The following is a 19,664-nucleotide window of genomic DNA, read 5'->3' as shown; positions in this document are numbered from 1 at the left end:
TCGCGTCCCTTCGGGTCGTGCGCGCGGTGTCGCGTGCGCGGGAGTCGTGGGCGCCGGTCCGGGCCGGGGGCCCGGACTCGCCCGCCTACACCAGGCCGAGCTGTCTCGCCTTGATCTGGAGCGCCAGGATGCGGGAGTAGTACCGCACCATCTGGATGTTGCCGAGCATGATCCACAATCCCGGCACTGCGCTCGGCCGCCACACGGAGGTGAGCTCTCCCTCGTCGTCCAGCTCGTGGATCGACTCGATCCCGTCCGCCGCGGCACCGACCACATCCCGCACCGCATCCCGTATGGAGCCGTACCCGGTGGCGAACACGACCAGGTCGGCGGGGACCGTGTCGCCGTCGGCGAAAGTGAGGGAGTCGACGCCTGCGGACGCGATCGCTACGCCCTGCTTGACTCGGATCCTGCCGTCAGCGATCAGCCCCAGCGCCCCGACGTCGAGGTAGTAGCCGTTCACGCCGGTCAGGTAGCGGGCCATGATGCCGCCCCCGTACTCCACCTTGTAGTCCGTGCGCCCCAGGGCGTCGAGGAGCTCGGCATGGGCGTTGCGCCACGGCGTCTGGTCCGACGTCAGCTGGATGAGCAGGTTCCACGGCATGGAGTTCCATGCCATGTCCGCGTCAGCGAGGGGCGGGCCCGCCTCATCGAACTTGCCGACGTAGGCAAGGGCGGCGATGTCGCGGCTCACCGGCAGCGTGCCCGACCGCTGGACGAGCGTCACCTCGGCGCCCTGCTCGCACAGGTCCTGCGCGATGTCGTGGGCGCTGGTCCCGGCACCCACGACGACGGCCCGCTTGCCCTTCCACCCCTGACCGCCGGCGAACGTCGACGAGTGCGTGACGGTTCCGCCGAACCCGGCCATTCCCTCGATCTCCGGGATGTTCGGTGTCCCATTGAGACCGGTCGCGAGCACCACGTCTCGGGGAAACAGAACGCGCTCGACACCCCCGCGGATGGTCCGGACGGTCCACTCCCCCGCGGCAGAGCGGGAGATCTCCGTGTCAACGCATCCGGTCCACACGTTGAGGTCCAGGTTCTCGGCATAGGCCTCCAGCCAGGCCGCGAACTTGCTCCGTGGCATGAAGACGGGCCAGGTCTCGGGGTAGTCGAGGTAGGGAAGCCGGTTCGCCCAGATGGGATCATGCAGGGTGAGGCAGGGGTAGCGCTTGCGCCATCCGTCGCCGATGCGGTCGTGGGACTCGAGCACCAGGGTCGGCACGCCCAGCACCCTGAGCCGGGCAGCAACGGCCAACCCTGCCTGCCCCGCGCCGACGACGACGACCTCCGGGTCCGACTCGGCGAACTCGATCTCCGCGTCCCGGTGGGCGTCCCACCAGCACTCCCGGCCGTCCACGGCCACCGGTTCCAGCCCGCGGGGGCGGCGGGCGCCGACCTGCTCGTCGACCCCGCGAAGGCCGTCGACCTGGGTGAGCAGCGTCCACGCCTTCCACGTCCCGGAGCCGTCGTCGAGGAGCCGGACGAAGCCGCGCCCGTGGATCTCGGACGTACCGAAAGTGAAGAATCCGGCGACGACCGTCGTCCCGCTCTCGTCGGCGACGGTCACGTCGGACCCCGTGTCGACGGCGAACGCTGTCCAGCCGCTCGTATCGTGGGCGTCGAGGGCTGCCGCGACGGCGCCCCACCCGGCGAACGTCCGCACGTCCCAGCTCAGCGTCAGCATGTCCCGCCACCAGCCGGCCTCGACGAAGAGGGACTCCGCGGCGGTGGCTCCCGAGGCGCTCTCGGATACTCCGTCGGCAAAGCGCCGCAGCCAGCTTCCGAGCTCGGCACTCCCGTCCACAGACCGGTCCACCTCGACAGGCATCGTCGACGTCATCAGCAGCTCCTCCCACCCTTGGGCCAGCCCGGCGACTCGTCGGCACCGACGGCCCCGTGAGGGAAGCTATAACGAACTAGATTCGTACGCAATAGCCCTCGGCCCGCTCGCCCATTGGGGCACGGACACCGTCCTATGTAGCTTCCCGCCGTGGTGCAGGTCGCCCGCATCGGTACACCGGAACGAGAATCGGAGATCACCGTGGCCGATCCCCCACGAGTACGTGCTCGCCCTCAATCACATGCTCTTCTTGGACTGTCAGCCCGAGCAGGTGGCCACGATTGGTGTCGCGCGACATCAACGAGCACCTCCGCAGATTCCTGACCGGTCCCGACCTGACCTACCGACCCGGCGTGCTCGAGGAGCGCGAGATCGCGGAGCACGTGCGGGTGTACTTGATCCTTGGATCGATCCGTCCCGCCTGCCATCGGCACGCCGCGACCCTGCGGCAGGACGCCAACCTGGCCGGCCTGGACCGCAAGCTCACGGTGCGGGCGAGCGCCTGGGTGGATCCCTCCGGCTGGGTGATATCCGCTGGTCCTGGGAGCCGGTGGCTGATCAGCTCGAGGGCGGGGTCTTCGAACGGTGCGGACACTTCATCGTCGAGGAGCAGCCGGAGCTCGCCGCCGAGAGGATCGCCGAGTTCGTCGCCTCCTCGCAGGGGCGCACCGCCGCGGACCTGTCGGTCGGCCGGACACCACTCCGTAGCTCCCGGGTCACAACACCTCCTCTTCGCAGCGCGGACCCTCACGCGAGTAGGCGCCCCCGCCCCCGGCACGTCCCGCCCCGCCGACGCGGGGACGCATGATCACGTAGCGCTCGGGGGACGCGTCGGAGCCGTGGCCGGACCCAGCCCGCCGTACACTCACCGGCAGACTCGAGCGCAGGGTGGAACCGAGCCGCGACCCGGCACGCAGAGGCGAGAGCGAGACCGTGAATCCAGAGAGCCGCACCGACGCCCCGGCTGATGCAGGGGCCAGGCGGCGCGGCCGGAAGCGCGATGCCACGATCGACGGGCGGCTGATGCACGCCGCTCTCGCCTGCTACGCCCGCGACGGCTGGGCCGCCTTCAGCTTCGAGTCCGTCGCCCGGCAGGCGGAGGTCGGCAAGCCGGCCGTCTACCTGCGCTGGAGCTCGAAGGAGGAGCTGTTCGCCGCCTCCGTCGAGCAGCTAAGCCAGGAGTTCGTGGCGTCCGACCACGGCAGCTTCCGCGACGACCTCGACTTCTGGGCCCGGACGCTGTTCGCGTGGTGGGCGTCGGACGTCGGGGCGACCTACGCACGCCTGCAGGTCGAGGCACATTTCTACCCCGAGCTCGACGTCCTCTACCGGGAGCGCGTCGCCCGCCCCCTCTCCGGGGCGGCCCTGCGCATCGTGCGACGTGCGGTGGCACGCGGCGAGGTACCGGATTCGGTCAATGGGAGCCTGCTGCTCGAGGTCATCAACGGCGCCGTCTACACCCGCGCGATGTCCAATCCCGAACTCCTGCAGGACAGGGTCGCCCAGGAGGCGTTCATCCGTCCCCTTCTCGACCTCGTGGTCGCGGGCGCCGGCATGGACCTCACCGAAACCCACAAGGGTGCACCTCGCCGACGGCGGACCGCGCCCCGGAAGGCGAGCTCGCGGTAGCGACGGGTCGGGCAGTTCACCGGCGTCGTCCTCGCCGACCCGACATTGCGTACTTGATTAGTACGATATATGGTCCATCGAGCCTGATCGTCATGCCCGATCCCGCTCGACGATCGCCGCGCCGTGTGGTTCGCCGCCGGCGCCTGTGCCGGCGACCCGGCCGGATACGCCGCACCTCGGCCAGAAGAGGAGCCCATGACCCCGAGCCCCGACCCGACACCACGGGCCGCGCCACGAGCAGTGCTCGACGCCGTCGATGTCGCCAACGTGCCGACCCTCCTGATGGTGCTCGTGCAGCTGACCGGTGACCTGCGCTGGCTCGACGCGCCGTTCCGGCCCCGCCGGCCACCCGGGCTCAGCATCGACGACACCGGCGGGCTGCCCGACGAGGTGCAGCGGGAGGTGCGTGACGGGGCGAAGTCCGCCATCGCGGCGTGGTTCACCGGCACGCCGCCCGCACTCCCTGAGCCGTCCGCCGAGCTGATGACCCGGATGCTGAGCGTGTCCCTCGGCGAGGACGTGCCGCCCGAGTGCACTGCGCTGAGCGCGAGCATGCTGGTCGACGCCACCGCACAGTCCAGCGGCCCTGCCGCCCGACCATCGGCGTCACCACCTCCTGGCTTCCGGGCGATCGTCATCGGCGCGGGCGTGTCGGGGATCGCCGCGGGCGTGCAGCTGGACGCGCTCGGTGTCGACTACCGGATCTACGAACGCGACGCCGGGATCGGCGGCACCTGGCTGATCAACAGGTACCCGGGCTGCGGGGTGGACACCCCGAGCCACCTCTACTCCTACAGCTTCGCCCCCGCGGACTGGACGCGCTACTTCGCGCATCGCGACGAGGTCCTGGCGTACCTCGAGCACGTCGTCGACGACTTCGGCCTGCTCGACCGCATCTCCCTGCAGACCTCCGTGGAGCGCGCGGTCTGGGACGACACGTCGGGCACCTGGTCGCTCACGGTCCGCCATCCCGACGGCTCGACCACCGACGAGGTCTGCACGGTCCTCATCAGCGCCGTCGGAGCGTTCGGCACCCCGGTCGTCCCGGACATCCCGGGCCGCGACGGCTTCGAAGGCCGGATCGCGCACACGGCCCGCTGGCCCGAGGACATCGCGCTCGAGGGCAAGCGGGTTGCGGTGATCGGGAACGGCGCGAGCGCCATGCAGCTGGTGCCGGCGATCGCCGGCGTCGCCGCCCACGTGGACGTGTACCAGCGATCACCGCAGTGGACGACGCCGATCGAGCCCGGGTTCGCCGCCGAGGTCCCCGCGCCGGTTCGCCGGCTGCTGCAGACGGTTCCACTGTTCCGCGCCTGGCTGCGCATCCGCGAGGCCTGGATCTTCAACGACAAGGCGTATCCCACCCTGCAGATCGACCCGGCGTGGCCCGACTCCCGGCACTCACTCAATGCGGAGAGTGCGCGGATGCGCCGGTACCTGGAGCGCCACCTCCGCACCTCCCTCGGTGAGAGCGCGATGCTCGACCGCGTGGTCCCGGACTACCCGCCGTTCGGCAAGCGCATGCTGCTGGACCACGGCTGGTACTCGACGATCACCCGGGACGACGTGACGCTGCGGACCGACCCGATCGACCGCATCGACACCGACGCCGTGGTGACCGCGGACGGCTCCCATCCCGCCGACGTGATCGTCTTCGCCACCGGCTTCGACGTCGTGCGGTTCCTGGCCTCGGTGGAGATCGTCGGACGGTCCGGCACCTCACTGCGCGAGGCGTGGGACGACGACGACGCCCGCGCCTACCTGGGCACGTCGGTCAGCGGCTTCCCGAACCTCTTCGTCCTCTACGGCCCCAACACGCAGGCGGGCCACGGCGGCAGCCTGATGTTCGCCGTGGAGGCCCAGCTGACCTACGTCGTCGACCTGCTCCGGCAGATGTTCGAGGGGAACCTGCAGCGGGTCGAGGTCCGCAAGGACGTCTTCGACGAGTACAACGAACGCGTCGACGAGGCGCACGCGGGGATGGTCTGGGCGCACCCGGGGATGACCACGTACTACCGCAACGCCCGCGGGCGCGTGGTCGTGAACTCGCCGTGGCGCGTGGTCGACTTCTGGACGATGACCAGATCCGCCGACCTGGACGACTTCGAGACGGCGTGACGAGCGCACCGGAAGCGAGCCCCCCCCCCCCCCATGATCCGAGTGAAGGCTGCCTTCTTCAGCTTCACCGCACCCCCGCACGCCGGCCCGGACTACCTCCGGTGGCACCTGCTCGACCACCAGCCGGAGCAGTACCAGCTGCCCGGGATCCAGCTGGCGATGCGCTACATCGCCGACGGCGCCTACCCGGACGGCCGGCTCGTCACCGAGGGCCCGCTCGCGAGCGTCGGGGACGTGACCAACTACCTCGTCGGCGACCCGGTCCAGCAGACCCACGACGACTTCCTCGAGCTCGGCACCCGCCTGGCCGAGATGGGCCGGTACCCCCACCGTCTCGACCTGATCCAGCTGCGGATGCCCGCCCTCCTGTCGTGGCACGCGTCCCCGCAGGCGGTCGTCTCGGCCGAGGTCGTGCCGTGGCGGCCGCACCGCGGTGTCCTCGTCATCGTGGAGGAGCCGGTCGGCGACGAGGCGGAGGTCGCCTCGTGGTTGCAGTGGCTGCACCGTGAGCACCACCCGGCGCTGCTGGCCTGGCCGGGAACGGCGGGAGCGTGGTTGTACGGCTCGTCCGGGACCTGGGAGCAGAGCCCCCAGGTCAGCGGTGGTCCGCAGTACACGACGGTCGTGTACCTGGACGAGGACCCGCTGGCGACGACCGCGGCGTTGCGCCCGCTCGTCGAGCAGCGCTGGGCCTCGGGCGCGGTGCGACCGCTGTTCGCCGGGCCGCTCCGCACGATGATCGACTGGGAGTTCTGGCGCTGACCCGGCGCCCCTCCCCCGCTCCGACGCGACCGGGCGAACCGCCCGATGGAAGGACCACCCGCAATGGCCGACTTCACCAGCCTCCACGTCGACGTGGAGGGCGACCTCGTGACCGTGACCCTCGCCCGCCCACCGGTCAACGCGGTCGACATCGCCCTGTACCGCGAGATCCAGCAGGTCTTCCTGGGCATCGAGTCCCTCGCCCCGAAGGCGAAGGCCGCCATCCTCACCGGGGCCGGGAAGCACTTCTGCGGCGGCAACGAGCTCTCGGAGTTCCAGACCATGAACCCGGTGAACACCGGGGAGCGGATGTTCGAGGTGCGGTCGGCGTTCTTCGCCATCTCCGACTGCCCCATCCCGGTGGTCGCCGCGGTCGGGGGGTCCGCGGTGGGCACCGGGCTCGCGCTCGCCGCCTCGGCCGACGCGATCATCGCCGCCGAGGACGCGGTGTTCAGCCTCCCCGAGATCGGCGCGGGGGCGATGGGCGGGGCCCGCCACCTCGCCCGGCTCGTCCCCTTCCCCGTCGTGCGGAGCATGCACCTCACCGCCGACCGGGTCCCGGCGGCCGACCTCGCCCGGTACGGCGGCATCGCCCGCGTCGTGCCGCGGGAGGAGCTTATGGACGCCGCCCGCGAGTTCGCGGGCCGGATCACCCGGCACAGCCGGGTCGCCATCAAGCTCGCCAAGCGCAGCCTCAACCGGATCGAGTCGCTGCCGCTGAAGGAGGGCTACGAGTACGAGCAGTCGCTCACGGCGGAGCTCTCCGGCCATCCCGACTCGAAGGAGGCCGTCAACTCCTTCCTCGAGCGGCGTCCGCCGCGCTACGCGGACGTCTGAGCACAGTGGAGACTTCAGTGCAGAATCCGGCCCAGAACCCCGGCCCAGAATCCCGATCTCGGCGAGTACCGGGAGCGCGCCCGGGACTGGCTGCGCCGGGCCACCATCCCGACGGTGCCGCTGGACCTCGACGGCAGGTTCCGGGTGCTGCGTGAGTGGCAGCGCACGCTGCACGAGGCCGGCTGGGTCGGCATCACGTGGTCGCGCGACGCGGGCGGGCAGGCGCTCAGCCCCTGGCACCAGCTCGCGTTCTCCGAGGAGCTCACCCGCGCGGGAGCCCCGCAGCCGATCGGCCTGATCGGGCTCGACGTCGTGGGGCCCAGCATCGACAAGTTCGGCACCGACCACCAGCGCAGGACGCTCCTGCCCCGGCTGCTCTCCGGCGCGGACATCTGGTGCCAGGGCTTCTCCGAGCCGAACGCCGGCTCGGACCTGGCCGCCCTGTCCACCCGTGCGGTCCCGGACGGGGACGACTTCGTCGTCGACGGTCAGAAGGTGTGGACGAGCTGGGCGCCCTACGCCGAGTGGTGTGCGCTCCTGGTGCGCACCGGGGACGCCGCGTCCCGCCATCGCGGGATCAGCTATCTGCTCGTGGACATGAGCTCGCCGGGCATCAGCGTCCGCCCCCTGGTCCAGATGACCGGCGACACGGAGTTCGGCGAGGTCTTCTTCGACTCGGTGCGGGTGCCCCGCGCCAACCTCCTCGGCGAGGTCGACGGCGGGTGGCCGATCGCGCAGGACACGCTGAGCACCGAGCGCGGCTGGTACACCCTGCGCCGGCAGATCGAGTTCTCCGTGGGCGTCCAGGACGCCGCCGCCGAGCTGCGCGGGCACTACGAGCAGGCGGGTGCCGCCCCCTCGTCCCGGGTCGCGACCGGGCTGGGCCGGGCCGCCGTCGCCGCACGGGCCCTGGAGGCCCAGACGCGCCGGACGATCGACCGCCTCGTCACCTCCCCCGGGCCGAACCCGATGGACTCCGTGGACAAGCTGACCGTCAACGAGCTGGAGCAGCGCATCTTCGCCTCGCTGGTCGACCTCGTCGGCCCGGCGCGCACGACCACGGCGGCGATCCGCGGCCTCGAAACCTCCCGCTGGACCAAGGAGCACTACTACTCGCGAGCCGCCAGCATCTACGGCGGGACCTCGCAGATCCAGCGGACCATCATCGCCGAACGAATGCTGGGGCTCCCCCGTGACTGAGCACGAGACCACCGCCGTCGCGCTCGAGCTGCGCGACGCCGTCCGGCAGTTCCTCGACAAGCACGCGACCGACGACGACCAGGCGAGGCGCTTCGACTCGGCCGACCCTGCCGACTCCGCCGACCTCGTGCAGGGCCTGGCGGACCTGGGCGCGTTCGCGCTCTGCGCACCTGAGTCCGCCGACGGGCTGGGGCTCGGCCCCGCCGCCCTCGTGCCGCTCTTCACGCTGTTCGGCGAGCGGCTCGTGACCGGGCCGGTCCTCGAGCAGTGCCTGCTACCCGGGCTGTTGCTCGAGCAGCTCGCGGACGGACTCGACCCGCGTGCCGGCACGCTGCTGCGCGACGCCGTGGTGGGCGAGCGGCGCGTGGCCCTCGTCGACGGCGGGGCGTCGCTGGAGTGGCGTGATCTCTTGCAGGGCATCGAGATCGGCCCCTCCGGGATCGAGGGCACCGTCGGGATGGTGCGGTCCGCGGGCGAGGCCGACGTCCTCGTCCTCGTCGCGGAGGGCGCCGAGACCGCGGTCGCCCTGGTCGAGACGCCGACGCCGGGCCTGCGCGTGGACCCGATCGACATCCAGGCCAACGGCTCCCGCTTCGCCTCCGTGACCGTCGCCCCCGGCACCGCGCTCCTCCCGCTCGCGGAGGGCGAGGCCGCGCGGCGGCTGATCGCGCGGATCAGGGCGTGGACGCGGCTGCTGCTGGCCGCCGAGCTCGCGGGCCTCGCCCGGCGGGCGGTCGACGACTCGGTGGAGTACATCAAGGTGCGCAAGCAGTTCGGCAAGCCGGTGGGCACCTTCCAGGCCGTCAAGCACATCGCCGCGACCGCGACGGCTCGCACCGTTGTCGCCGAGAACGTGTGCCGGGCCGTCGCGGAGGACGCCGACGGGCTGTCCCTCGAGGAGTTCTCGGGCGCGGCGATGGCCGCGAAGGCGTACTGCTCGGAGTTCGGGCCCTCGGTCTGCGAGGACGCGATCCAGCTGCACGGCGGCATCGGGTTCACCAAGGAGCTGCGGCTGCACCGCTACTACATGCGGTCGCTCGCCCTGCGCAGCTGGTACGGGGACGAGACCGAGCTCTCCGAGGCACTCGGCCGGGCGCTCCTGGCCGCCGGAGAGGCCCACCCGTGAGTTACCGCCTGCACAACGGGGTGCGCTACGACATGCCGGTGGCGTTCGGCCCCTCGCCGGCCCGCGACGACGAGCTCGGCTACACCGTCCACGGCGCCGCCCTCGGCTTCGTGACCGAGCGCGAGGCGCTCGAACCGCTGGTCCCGCCGGGGCTCGAGGTCCCCGAGCGGCCGGTCGTGACGGTGTCCTTCCAGCAGTGCCGCAACATGACATGGATGGGCGGGCGCGGGTACAACCTGGTCTCCGTCTACGCGTCCGCGGTCTACCGCCGCGACGGGCACGCGGTCGCGGCCCCGCTCGGGCTGGTCATCTGGGAGTCCGACTGCGCGCCGATCATCGTCGGGCGCGAGTTCCTCGGCACCCCCAAGATCCACGGCCAGATCCCCGACGCGGACGTCTCCCGCGAGAGCTTCGGGTTCTCGTTGGCGGAGTACGGATCCCCGCTGCTGTCGGGCTCCTGCACGGCCATGGCACCGGCCTCCGAGCGCGCCTTCGAGCGGATCGCCGCCGCGGGCCGGGACATGGTGCGACTGCACTGGAAGTACATCCCCGGCGTCGGTGACGAGCCGGACGCCGACTACCCCGTCGCGATGCACGCCCGCACCGAGTACCAGCGCATCTGGACCGGCACCGGATCGCTCACCTTCGAGTCCCCCGACGAGATCGCCGCGCCGTACTCCTCGCGGGCCGCCCGCGCGCTCGGCCGGCTCCCCGTCGTCGAGACCCGACCGGCCGTGGCCCTGCACGCCACCGTCGACCTGCTGCGTAGCCGGACCACTCGCCTGGACCGGGACGACGCGGCACTCGCCGCACTCGCCGGGCCCGCCTGATGGCCACGACGACGACGCCGATCGACCGGCTCCGTGCCGCGCTGCTCCGCGGACGTCCCGGGCCCGGATCCCCACTGGCCGACCGCCGGGCGTCGCTGGAGGCGTCCGTCAGCGCGGAGCAGTCGGGTGTACGGATCGCCCCCGACCCCGACGGGGAGCGGGTCGTCCCCGACGAGCTCCGGACCGACCGGTTCGTCCTGCACGTGCACGGCGGCGGCTTCGTCATGGGCTCCCCGGCGACCGCACGGTCCATCACGGCCGGGCTGGCCCGGGCGTGCCACGCGGAGGTCCTGGCGGCCCGCTACCGACTCGCCCCCGAGCAACCCTTCCCCGCGGCGGTCGACGATCTCGTGGCGGTGTACCGGCGCGTCGTGTCGCGGTACCGACCGCACCGGCTCCTGGTCAGCGGCGACTCGGCCGGCGCCGGGCTCGTGCTGGCGACGCTCGCCGGGGCCCGGGACGCCGGTTTGCCGATGCCCGCGGGAGCGGTCCTGCTCTCCCCCTGGTCCGATCTCGGGTCGGTGGCCGGCTCGCCGCCGGCCGACTCCGACCTCGATCCGATGATCATGGCCTGGCAGCTGGCGGAGATGGTCGAGCTCTACCGGGCCGGCCGGCCGGCCGCCGAGGTCTCGCCCTCCGGACTCGACCTGCGCGGCCTGCCGCCGGTACTCGTGCAGTACGGCGACAGGGAGACACTCGCGCCCGACGCCGCGGCGCTGGCCGGCGCGCTGCGCGCACAGGGTGTCGAGGTTGCCGAGCGCAGATGGCCGGACGTCGTGCACGTCTGGCACGCCTTCACCCCCCGCCTCGAGGCCGCGACACTGGCGTTGGCCGAGGTGGGGGCATGGAGCGAGGACACGTGGAGCCGGTCCGGGAGTGGATCATGAATGCGGAGCCGTTGCCGACACCGTCGTCGAGGAGCACACGGAAATGACCTTCAGCCAGAGCGTCGCCCGTACGCCCGACAAGCCGGCGACGATCATCGGGGACACCGGCGAGCAGATCACCTACCGCGAGCTCGACGACGCGTCGATGCGCTTCGCGCAGGTGCTCCGCGCGGCGGGGTTGGGCGCGGGCGACACGGTCGCGGTCATGATGGAGACAGACCTGCGCTACCACCAGGTCGTCTGGGGGGTGCTGCGCAGCGGGATGTATCTCGTCCCGATCAACAAGTACTCCACGTACGACGAGCTGGCCTACCTACTCACCGACAGCGGGGCGCAGGGCCTGGTCGTCTCGTCCTCCATCGCCACCACGGTGGGGCTGGCGGAGGCGCCGCCGCCCCTGCGGCTGTTGCTGGCCGCGGGCGCACCGATGGAGGGCACAGCCGGTATCGACGACTTCGACGCCGCCCTCGCCGCCCAGCCCGCCCGCCCGGTCTCCGAGGACGAGCGCATGGGCGACTGGATGCTCTACTCGTCCGGCACCACCGGCCGCCCGCTCGGGATCCGCCGCCCCCTCCCGGACGCCCCCTTCGACTCCCCCCTCGCCGTGGACGCGTCCGCGCAGGCGATCTACGGCCTGGACCGGACCAGCGTCTTCCTCACCCCGGCGCCGCTCTACCACTCGGCGCCCCTCTGCTACACCAGCGCCACCCACTCGCTCGGTGGCACGGCCGTGCTGATGAGGAAGTTCGACGCGGAGCGCGCGCTCGCGCTCGTCGAGCAGCATGCGGTGACGACCGGCCAGTGGGTGCCGTCGATGTTCGTGCGCATGCTCAAGCTGCCCGAGGAGGTGCGGTCGAGGTACGACCTCTCCTCGCAGCGCACCGCGGTGCACGGCGCCGGGCCGGTCGCCACCAGCGTCAAGCGCGCCATGATCGACTGGTGGGGTCCGGTCCTCGTCGAGTACTACGGCGGCACCGAGTTCACCGGCCTGACGTGCTGCACGAGCGAGGAGTGGCTCGCCCACCCCGGCACCGTCGGCCGCTCGATCCTGGGCATTCCGCACATCTGCGACCCGGCCGACGGGCGCGAGCTGTCCCGCGGCGAGGCGGGCCTGATCTACTTCGAGCGCGACCACATGCCGTTCCGGTACCACAACAACCCGGAGCGCACGGAGGCGACGCGACACCCGGCGCATCCACTGTGGACGCAGAGCGGGGACATCGGCTACCTCGACGAGGACGGCTACGTCTACCTGCTCGACCGGCTCTCCTTCACCATCATCTCGGGCGGGGTGAACATCTACCCCCAGGAGATCGAGGACACGTTCATCCGGCATCCGGCCGTGGCGGACGTCGCGGTCTTCGGTGTGCCGGACGACGAGATGGGCGAACGCGTCCAGGCGGTGGTGCAGCCGGCGGGCGAGGCGGGCGAGGCGGACGAGGCCGCGTTGGCGCAGGAGCTCACGCGGTTCGCCCGCGAGACCCTGGCGGCGTACAAGGTCCCGCGCACCGTCGACTTCATGGACCAGCTGCCCCGGCAGGAGACCGGCAAGCTCTACAAGCGCGTCCTGCGGGATGCCTACCGCGAGCCGGAGACTCTCCCCTCGCTCGGCGTGCGCCGGCCCGCACGACCATGACCACGCGAACGGGCCCGGGGGATGGACACCCACCCCCCGGGCCCGTTCGCGACCAGGTCACACGGCGACGAACCGCCCACCGTCCTTTTTGGTCAGGCGTCCGACGACCGGCCCCGTGTAGTGCGAGCCGATCACTGTCACGTCCTTGTCGCCATAATCCTCCATGATCCACTCACGGGTGCGGATCGCCTCAGCGACGTCGTGGTCGGCCGCCTGGCCCCAGTCCCGCTCGGCCCACTGCACCGGATGGTGGCTGAGGTCTCCGGTCACGAGGGCACGCTCGCCCCCGGACTCGATCAGCACCGCCACGTGCCCGGTCGTGTGCCCAGGGGTGGAGAGCAGGCGGACCTCCGGGGTGAGCCGGTGGTCGACCGGGACCGCGTCCACCAGGCCCGCGTCGAGCACCGTGTCCAGCGCCTCTCGCCGACCGTGGGACGCGGTCTCCTCGGGATCGTGGGTCTGCCAGACCTCGAGGGCGGGCGCGCTGACGATGTAGCGCGCGTTCGGGAAGGTCGGAACCCACCGGTCGCCCTCGCGCATCGAGTGCCACCCGACGTGGTCCACATGCAGGTGCGTGCAGACGACGAGGTCCACGCCCTCCCGCTCGAAGCCCGCCGCAGCGATGTCGTCCAGGAACTTCGTACCGGGCACGGCTCCGATCGCGAAGTCCTCCGGGGGCTCGGGGCCGAAACAGGTATCCACCACGATCCTGGTACCCGCCGACTCCACCAGGAGCGACTGGATGTGCAGCAGCAGTTGCCCCTCGGCGTCGATGAAGTGCGGGAACAACCAGTCCTTGTGCGCCAGCACCTGCTCGACCGTGCGGCCGGGGAAGATGGCCTCGACGGGCATCGGGATGACGTTCTCCGTCACCTGGACCACCCGGACCTCACCGAACTTCCATTCGAGTCGCGACATTGCGTCCTCCTTCTCCTCACCGCCGCTCAGACGGCGCCGACCGTGCGCAGGTCATCGATCCGGGACGACTCGTATCCGAGGATCTCCCGGAGGACGTGGTCGGTGTCCTGCCCATAGCTCGGGCCGGACCTCCCGTAGGGCCCGCCCGCGTCGGCCGGCGTTGCGCCGAGCGCCACGGGCAGCTGCCGGATCGGCCAGGTGCCGATCGCGGACTGCGGCAGCTCCACCGTCCACTGCAGATGCCGCAGTTGCGGGTCGCTGTCATAGCGGTCCTCAACGGTCTGGCAGACCCCGGCGGGGACGCCCCGCTCCTGCAGGGCGTCCATCAACGCCCGCCCCTCCTGGTTCCGGACGGCAGCGGCGACCAGACCGTCGACCTCCTCGGCGGCAGCGAGCCGGCCGGCGAGGGTGGCGAAGCGCTCGTCCGCCAGGGCCGGCTCGCCGAGGACCTTTACCAGCCCGGCCCAGTGCTCCGGGGTGAACGCCGAGAGCGCGATCCAGCGGTCGGTGCCCCTGGTCCGGAAGACACCGTGGGGGGCGGCCGGCTTGTACGGCGAGGCGTTGCCGTAGCGCTGCCACCGCCGCCCGTTGACCGAATGGTCCAGGATCGCCGTGCCGGCCAGGTAGATGCCCATCTCGGTCTGTGAGGCGTCGATGTAGCACCCCTCCCCGGTCCGCCGCTGGCGGAAGATCCCGGAGAGGACGGCGTTGGCCATGTTGTACGCGCCGAACCAGTCCAGATAGGAGTACCCGATCCCGGCCGGGGGGAAGGGCTCCGGCAGACCGGACATCTCCGCGAGACCAGAGAACGCCTGAGCCGTGGGGCCGAAGGCGCGGGCCTGCCCATACGTGCCGTACTGGCCGAACCCGGACTGCTGCACGTAGACGATGCGGGGGTTGAGTTCCTTCAGTCGTGCGTAGCCGAAGCCCATCCGCTCCATCGTGCCGGGCGAGAAGCCCTCGACCAGGACGTCGGACGCCCGGACGAGGTCCTCGAGAACGGCGTGCGACCTCGGGTGCTTGAGGTCGAGGGACATCCCGAGCTTGCCCGAGTTGACCTCCATGAACATGCCGTTGCAGTCAGGTCCCGTCGGCTCGGGGATCGGGATCGCCTCGGTGGCGGCGTCGCGCTCCGCCCGGCCGCCGGGCGGAGCCATGCCCTGCCCGAACCGCACCGCGTCCCACCGGGACTCGTGCTCGACCTTAATCACCTCGGCGCCGAGCGCAGCGAGGAAGCGCCCGGAGCCCGCGCTCGCCAGCATCCAGCTGAGGTCCAGGACCCGGACCCCGGCCAGCGCGAACGGCGCGCCCGTGGCGCTGGTCGCGCGTGCGGTCGTGCGCGCCGGGCGCTCGACCGGTTCCGCCGCGGCGCGGGGCGCGGCCCACTCTGTCGCCACCTCGTCGGTGTGCTCGCCGATGCGCGGCGGCCTCGTCCCCACCACCCAGGGCACGTCCGGGCAGTACCACCTCGCGCCCACGTAGGCGTATGTCGCGTCGAGCTCCGGGTGCCGGACGTCGATGAAGGTGCCACGGGCACGCCAGTGCTCGTCGTCGGCGTTCTCCTCGGGCCGGCGGACGGGGGCCCATGGCAGCCCTTCGGCTTGGGCGTCCCGCCAGATGTCGGCGTCGTACAGCATCCTGCCGACGAAGGCGTCGAGCACCTGGTTGATCCGGGCGGCGTTGCGGGGGATGTAGCGGTAGTTCTCGTCCTGGAACTCGGGAGCGTCGAGGTCCGCCTGCATGCCGAACTTGCGCAGCACCCGCAGCTGTGCCTCCCAGTTCGCGGCGAAGCTCTTCAGATAGGTCCGGTAGGGCATCACATACCGGCCGTCCTTGGTGAGCGCCAAGGACGGCACCGAGGAGGCGGGCATGGAGTGCCGCCCGGTGAGCCTGTGGTGCTCCTGGCGCAGCATCACCCAGTCCGGGATGTCGGTCTCGGTGTTCGCGCTGACCGCCTGGTGCACGCTGACGTCGAGATGCTGGCCCGCTCCGGAGTCGAGGCGATGGGTCAGCGCGCCCAGGATCGCCATGACGGCCATCTCGCCGGCGATGTGGTACGACTGCCACATCTGCGGGGCGATCGGAGGGGTGTCGTACTCACCGGACGGCCCAGGGTCGTAGCCGCAGTTCATCACGACCCCGCCCAGGGCGAGGTGGACCAGGTCACCGCCCTCGTGGTCGGCCCACGGCCCGGTGTCCCCGAACGGGCTGATCCGGACGGTGACCAGCTCCGGCCGCGACGCACGCAGTCGGTCGGCCCCGAGTCCCCGCTCCTCCAGGTAGCCACGCCGGCGGGTGTCCACGACGACGTCCGCGACCTCGGCCAGCTCGCCGAAGCGCCGCCGGCCCTCGTCGGTGTCGAGGTCGAGCACGACGCTGCGCTTGCCGTGGTTGTAGTGCCAGAAGTGCAGGCTGCCCTCGACGTCCTCGACGTCGCCCCGGAAGGGCCCGTACCCACGGGTGACCTCACCACCGGGCGGTTCGACCTTGACCACGTCGGCACCGAGGCCGGCGAGCAGCTTGCCGCAGTACTCCCCCAGCTCGTCGGCGACCTCGAGAACCCGCAGCCCGCTGAGGAAGGAGTCTCCCGACGGTGCGGTCTCGGACAGTGTGGGCTCGGACAGTGCGGTCATCACCGCGTCCCTTCGTCGTTCACCAAGACCATGGCCTGGGAGTTGTAGAAGAACCCACCGATCGCGCACAGGGCGGTCCGTGCCCCCACCACCTGCCGCGGCCCGGCGGTCCCCCGCAGCTGGTGCACCGCGTCCCGGACGAAGCCCGCCCCCTGTGAACCCCCCTCGGAGAGCATCCCGCCCTGGCGGTTCACCGGGATCCGCCCGTCGATCAGCAACCGGCCCTGGTCGGGGACCCAGTGCTGGTCGAGGAAGCCCGACACCTCGCCGGGCCCGCACCAGCCGAGCTTCTGGAACCAGGACAGCGTGATGACCGTGAACCCGTCGTACACGTAGGCGAGGTCGACGTCGCCGAGCCCGCGCGCACTGCGCTTCCACAGCTGCTCGGACACGACGTCCTGCCCGTGCCGGGCCAGCGAAGGCAGCTGCTCCTCGTCCCCGGCGGTCTCCACCAGCCCCTGCACCGCGGCGTGGACCAGCACCGGCGGGTGCGGCATGTCCCGAGCGCGGTCCACCCGGGTCAAGACGAAGGCCTCCGCGCCGTCCACCGGCAGGTCCATGTCGTACATGCCCAGCGGCTCGCGGACGAGGCGGGCGTCGAGGTACTGCTCCATCGTCAACGGCACCCGCATCGCAGCGAGCGGGTTGTCAGCGGCGTTGGTGCGACTGTTGACCGCGATCCGGCCGAGCTGGGTGCGCTCGACGTGGTTCTCCTGCAGGAACCGGCCGGCCCACGCCGCGTACGCCACCGCGTTGCGGGGACGCTCGGGCGGCAGGTCGTCGTAGGCGCGCACCGCGCGCCGGAACGGATCCTCCGCCAGCGCCCGGGAGTTGAAGGGCGACCGGAAGTTGTAGTGGTACACCAGGACCGTGTCGCAGACGCCGGCATGGATGGCGTTCATCGCGTCGACGATCGGGCTGACCATCACCGGGGCGCCGTCGGCGAACCAGGTCACCCCGGGCAGGCGAAGCATCGCGACCATCTCCGCCGCCCCCGGCGGGCACAGCAGCCAGCTCCCCATGCCCGCCGAGGAGATGACGCCGTCGATGTCCTCCCGGGTCAGACCGGCGTCGGCGATCGCGGCCACCGCGGCCTCGGCGGCGAGCGCGCGGGCCGTCCGGCCGGTCCGCCGCGTGTAGCCGGTGGAACCCACCCCGGCCACCGCGACGACGTCCTGGATGTCGTTGTGCGTCAAGCGTTTCCCCCACTGGTCGTGCGGAAGGCCGGGAACGGTGCGCCCGCGCGGTCGATCCACACCAGCTCGACGGCCGAACCGATCACCACGGGGTCGGCGTCGCCGTCGACCACCGTGCTGGTGAACCGCAGGCCGGGCTGCTCCTCCAGCTCCACAGTGACGAGCGGGTAGGGATACTCGACCACGGGCGCGGGCGGACCCACGTGCAGCACCATCGACAGGTGGACGGTGCCCCGGCCGCTCAGCGGCGTGAACGTCAGGTCGTCCGACCAGCAGAAGGGGCACAGCGACCTGGGCGGGGTGTGCCAGCGGTTGCACCGCCTGCACCGGGGCAGCCGCAGCTCCCGGACCAGCCAGCCCTCGTAGAGGGCCACGCTGTCCTCGTCCATGGGGTGGTTGGGGTAGCGCTCCCAGGGTGGCGCATCGGTGGGTGCGGTCACACGGCCTCCTCGTGGGGCGCCGGGGTGGACGGGGTGCGGCGACGGCGGTCGAAGACGATGCCGATGACTCCGGAGATCACGAGCAGAACCGTGACGAGGATGAGCCCGATGCTCTCCGCGCCGGTCACGTCACGGAGCCAGCCGGTCAGGTACGGGCCCGCGAAACCGGCGGGGACGCCGATCGAGTTGACCAGCGCGATGGCGGTGGCCGAGCCCGGCCCGACGTAGAGGTTCGACACGAGGATCAGCGCGAGCGTGCCACCGGCGTAGATGCCGACGGCCATCAGGCAGATGAAGGCGATCAAGGTGTACGGGTCGCGGGCGAGCGTGGCACCGAGCCCGCCGACCAGGCCGAAGGCGCAGGCCGCGGCGATGTGGGCGCCGATGTGGCCGCGCCGGTCGGTGTGCCTGCCGAACCACAGCTGCGCGGCGCCACCGACGGCGAAGGGCACCGCGATCAGCAGCGCCCCCTGGATCTGCGTGAAGGACACGTTGAACTGGGCCTGGAAGCCGGAGACGATCGTGGGGAGGAAGAAGGTGAGCGTGTAGCCGCCGTAGACGAAGCTGAAGTTGCACAGGCCCAGGAGCCAAACCCGGCGATCCCGGAGCGCCTCCTTGACGCCGCCGGTGTTCACCTCGTGACCCTGTGTGTCCGCGAGCCGCGCGGCGATGTCGTCGCGCTCGGCGCGCGAGAGCCAGCGCGCCTTCTCCGGACCGTCGGCGAGGTAGAACCAGGTCACGACGCCGAGGATCACCGCGGGCACGCCGGTGACGAGGATCAGGAAGCGCCAGCCGCTCAGCCCGAACAGCTGGGCCGAGTTCCCGGCCGCGATCAGCCCGATCGCGAGCGGGGCACCGACGATGGACGCGGTGACCGGGGCGACGAGGAACCGGCTGAGCGCCCGGCCGCGGTAGGCACTGGAGAACCAGAGCGTCAGGTAGAGGATGACGCCCGGCGCGAACCCGCCCTCGGCGACGCCGAGGAGGAAGCGAAGCACGTACAGGATCTCGGCGTTGGGCGCGAACGCCATCGCCACCTGGACGACGCCCCAGCTGACGATGATCCGCGCCAGCCACCGACGGGCGCCGACCCGCTGCATGATGATGTTGCTGGGGATCTCCACCAGGAGGTAGCCGACGAAAAAGATCCCCGCCGCGAACCCGAACGCCGTCGACGTCAAGCCGAGCTCGGTGTTCATGCCCGCCGGCCCCGCGTACGACAGGGCGATCCGGTCCGTGTACGCCACGAAGAACAGCAGGAAGACGGAGGGGATGATCCTCAGCGCGACCCGACGATCGATCCGAGCGCTCTCCGCCGATCCTGCTCCCGGCGCGCTCACGGTCGCGCCCGGCGGAGGTGGGCCACGGGGACGGTTCGTCCGCAGACAGGTGTCATGGCGGGATTCCCTTCGGAACAACGGCGTTCGCTGCGGGTGTGATGCTGCGGGTGTGATACAGCGGGTGTGATACAGCCGTGCACCTCCGACAGAGGTGACGATCGGCGCGGCAGACGCGAGAGCAGGCCAGCGAGACCCTTTTGCTATCGCTGATAGGACAGTAGCATTCTCGCCAGGGCCGTCAAGCCCAGTTCCGAGAGCAGCCCGGCCGC

15 protein-coding genes are annotated in these 19,664 nt (G+C 71.4%); 9 read left to right on the top strand and 6 right to left on the bottom strand.

Going from position 1 to position 19,664, the window contains the following annotated elements; translation table 11 throughout:
• Positions 1–85: 85 nt before the first annotated feature.
• The gene (locus ACFPFQ_RS42150; protein WP_379628883.1) at positions 86–1,843 is read right to left on the bottom strand and encodes a flavin-containing monooxygenase; all 1,758 of its coding nucleotides are present in this window, start codon (positions 1,841–1,843) and stop codon (positions 86–88) included.
• A 1,023-nt stretch (positions 1,844–2,866) separates the two neighbouring features.
• Between ACFPFQ_RS42150 and ACFPFQ_RS42145 the strand changes: the two genes are divergently transcribed.
• The 9 genes from ACFPFQ_RS42145 to ACFPFQ_RS42105 all read left to right on the top strand — a co-directional run bounded on the left by ACFPFQ_RS42145 (position 2,867) and on the right by ACFPFQ_RS42105 (position 12,868).
• Entirely contained in the window at positions 2,867–3,472 is a 606-nt protein-coding gene (locus tag ACFPFQ_RS42145) for a TetR/AcrR family transcriptional regulator (RefSeq protein WP_379628882.1), read from the top strand.
• A 195-nt stretch (positions 3,473–3,667) separates the two neighbouring features.
• Positions 3,668–5,590 (top strand): flavin-containing monooxygenase, encoded by a 1,923-nt coding sequence (locus ACFPFQ_RS42140; protein ID WP_379628881.1) that lies wholly within the window; start codon positions 3,668–3,670, stop codon positions 5,588–5,590.
• A 33-nt stretch (positions 5,591–5,623) separates the two neighbouring features.
• On the top strand, positions 5,624–6,352 hold the full coding sequence (locus tag ACFPFQ_RS42135; RefSeq protein ID WP_379628880.1) for a hypothetical protein: 729 nt from the start codon (positions 5,624–5,626) through the stop codon (positions 6,350–6,352).
• 63 nt (positions 6,353–6,415) lie between these two features.
• Complete coding sequence (locus ACFPFQ_RS42130) at positions 6,416–7,189, top strand: enoyl-CoA hydratase-related protein (protein ID WP_379628879.1); 774 nt, start codon at positions 6,416–6,418, stop codon at positions 7,187–7,189.
• Between the two features lie 24 nt (positions 7,190–7,213).
• Positions 7,214–8,389, top strand: coding sequence for an acyl-CoA dehydrogenase family protein (locus ACFPFQ_RS42125; RefSeq protein ID WP_379628895.1), 1,176 nt, complete (start codon positions 7,214–7,216; stop codon positions 8,387–8,389).
• Positions 8,382–9,515 carry an acyl-CoA dehydrogenase family protein gene (locus tag ACFPFQ_RS42120; protein WP_379628878.1) on the top strand — a complete coding sequence of 378 codons (1,134 nt, stop codon included), beginning with the start codon at positions 8,382–8,384 and terminating at the stop codon, positions 9,513–9,515. Before ACFPFQ_RS42125 ends, ACFPFQ_RS42120 begins: the two co-directional genes overlap by 8 nt.
• On the top strand, positions 9,512–10,345 hold the full coding sequence (locus ACFPFQ_RS42115; protein ID WP_379628877.1) for an acetoacetate decarboxylase family protein: 834 nt from the start codon (positions 9,512–9,514) through the stop codon (positions 10,343–10,345). Before ACFPFQ_RS42120 ends, ACFPFQ_RS42115 begins: the two co-directional genes overlap by 4 nt.
• Positions 10,345–11,232 (top strand): alpha/beta hydrolase fold domain-containing protein, encoded by an 888-nt coding sequence (locus tag ACFPFQ_RS42110; protein WP_379628876.1) that lies wholly within the window; start codon positions 10,345–10,347, stop codon positions 11,230–11,232. The genes ACFPFQ_RS42115 and ACFPFQ_RS42110 overlap by 1 nt, the downstream gene beginning before the upstream one ends.
• A gap of 43 nt (positions 11,233–11,275) precedes the next feature.
• Entirely contained in the window at positions 11,276–12,868 is a 1,593-nt protein-coding gene (locus ACFPFQ_RS42105; protein ID WP_379628875.1) for an AMP-binding protein, read from the top strand.
• Positions 12,869–12,925: 57 nt separating this feature from the next.
• Here ACFPFQ_RS42105 and ACFPFQ_RS42100 read toward each other — a convergent pair whose 3' ends face one another.
• From ACFPFQ_RS42100 to ACFPFQ_RS42080, 5 genes are read right to left on the bottom strand one after another with little or no spacing between them, the layout of a single operon-like run.
• On the bottom strand, positions 12,926–13,786 hold the full coding sequence (locus ACFPFQ_RS42100) for an MBL fold metallo-hydrolase (RefSeq protein WP_379628874.1): 861 nt from the start codon (positions 13,784–13,786) through the stop codon (positions 12,926–12,928).
• Between the two features lie 26 nt (positions 13,787–13,812).
• Positions 13,813–16,419 (bottom strand): CaiB/BaiF CoA transferase family protein, encoded by a 2,607-nt coding sequence (locus ACFPFQ_RS42095; protein ID WP_379628873.1) that lies wholly within the window; start codon positions 16,417–16,419, stop codon positions 13,813–13,815.
• Entirely contained in the window at positions 16,419–17,615 is a 1,197-nt protein-coding gene (locus ACFPFQ_RS42090; protein WP_379628872.1) for a thiolase family protein, read from the bottom strand. Before ACFPFQ_RS42090 ends, ACFPFQ_RS42095 begins: the two co-directional genes overlap by 1 nt.
• Positions 17,612–18,055, bottom strand: a complete 444-nt coding sequence (locus ACFPFQ_RS42085) for a Zn-ribbon domain-containing OB-fold protein (protein ID WP_379628871.1) — start codon at positions 18,053–18,055, stop codon at positions 17,612–17,614. The genes ACFPFQ_RS42090 and ACFPFQ_RS42085 overlap by 4 nt, the downstream gene beginning before the upstream one ends.
• Positions 18,052–19,395: an MFS transporter gene (locus ACFPFQ_RS42080; protein WP_379628870.1), complete on the bottom strand. Its 1,344-nt coding sequence runs from the start codon at positions 19,393–19,395 to the stop codon at positions 18,052–18,054. The genes ACFPFQ_RS42085 and ACFPFQ_RS42080 overlap by 4 nt, the downstream gene beginning before the upstream one ends.
• Positions 19,396–19,664 lie beyond the last annotated feature (269 nt).

It is taken from the genome of Pseudonocardia sp. GCM10023141, assembly GCF_042653605.1.
The sequence above is the reverse complement of the archived record's forward strand: the minus strand, read 5'-3'. Positions and strand labels throughout refer to the sequence as shown.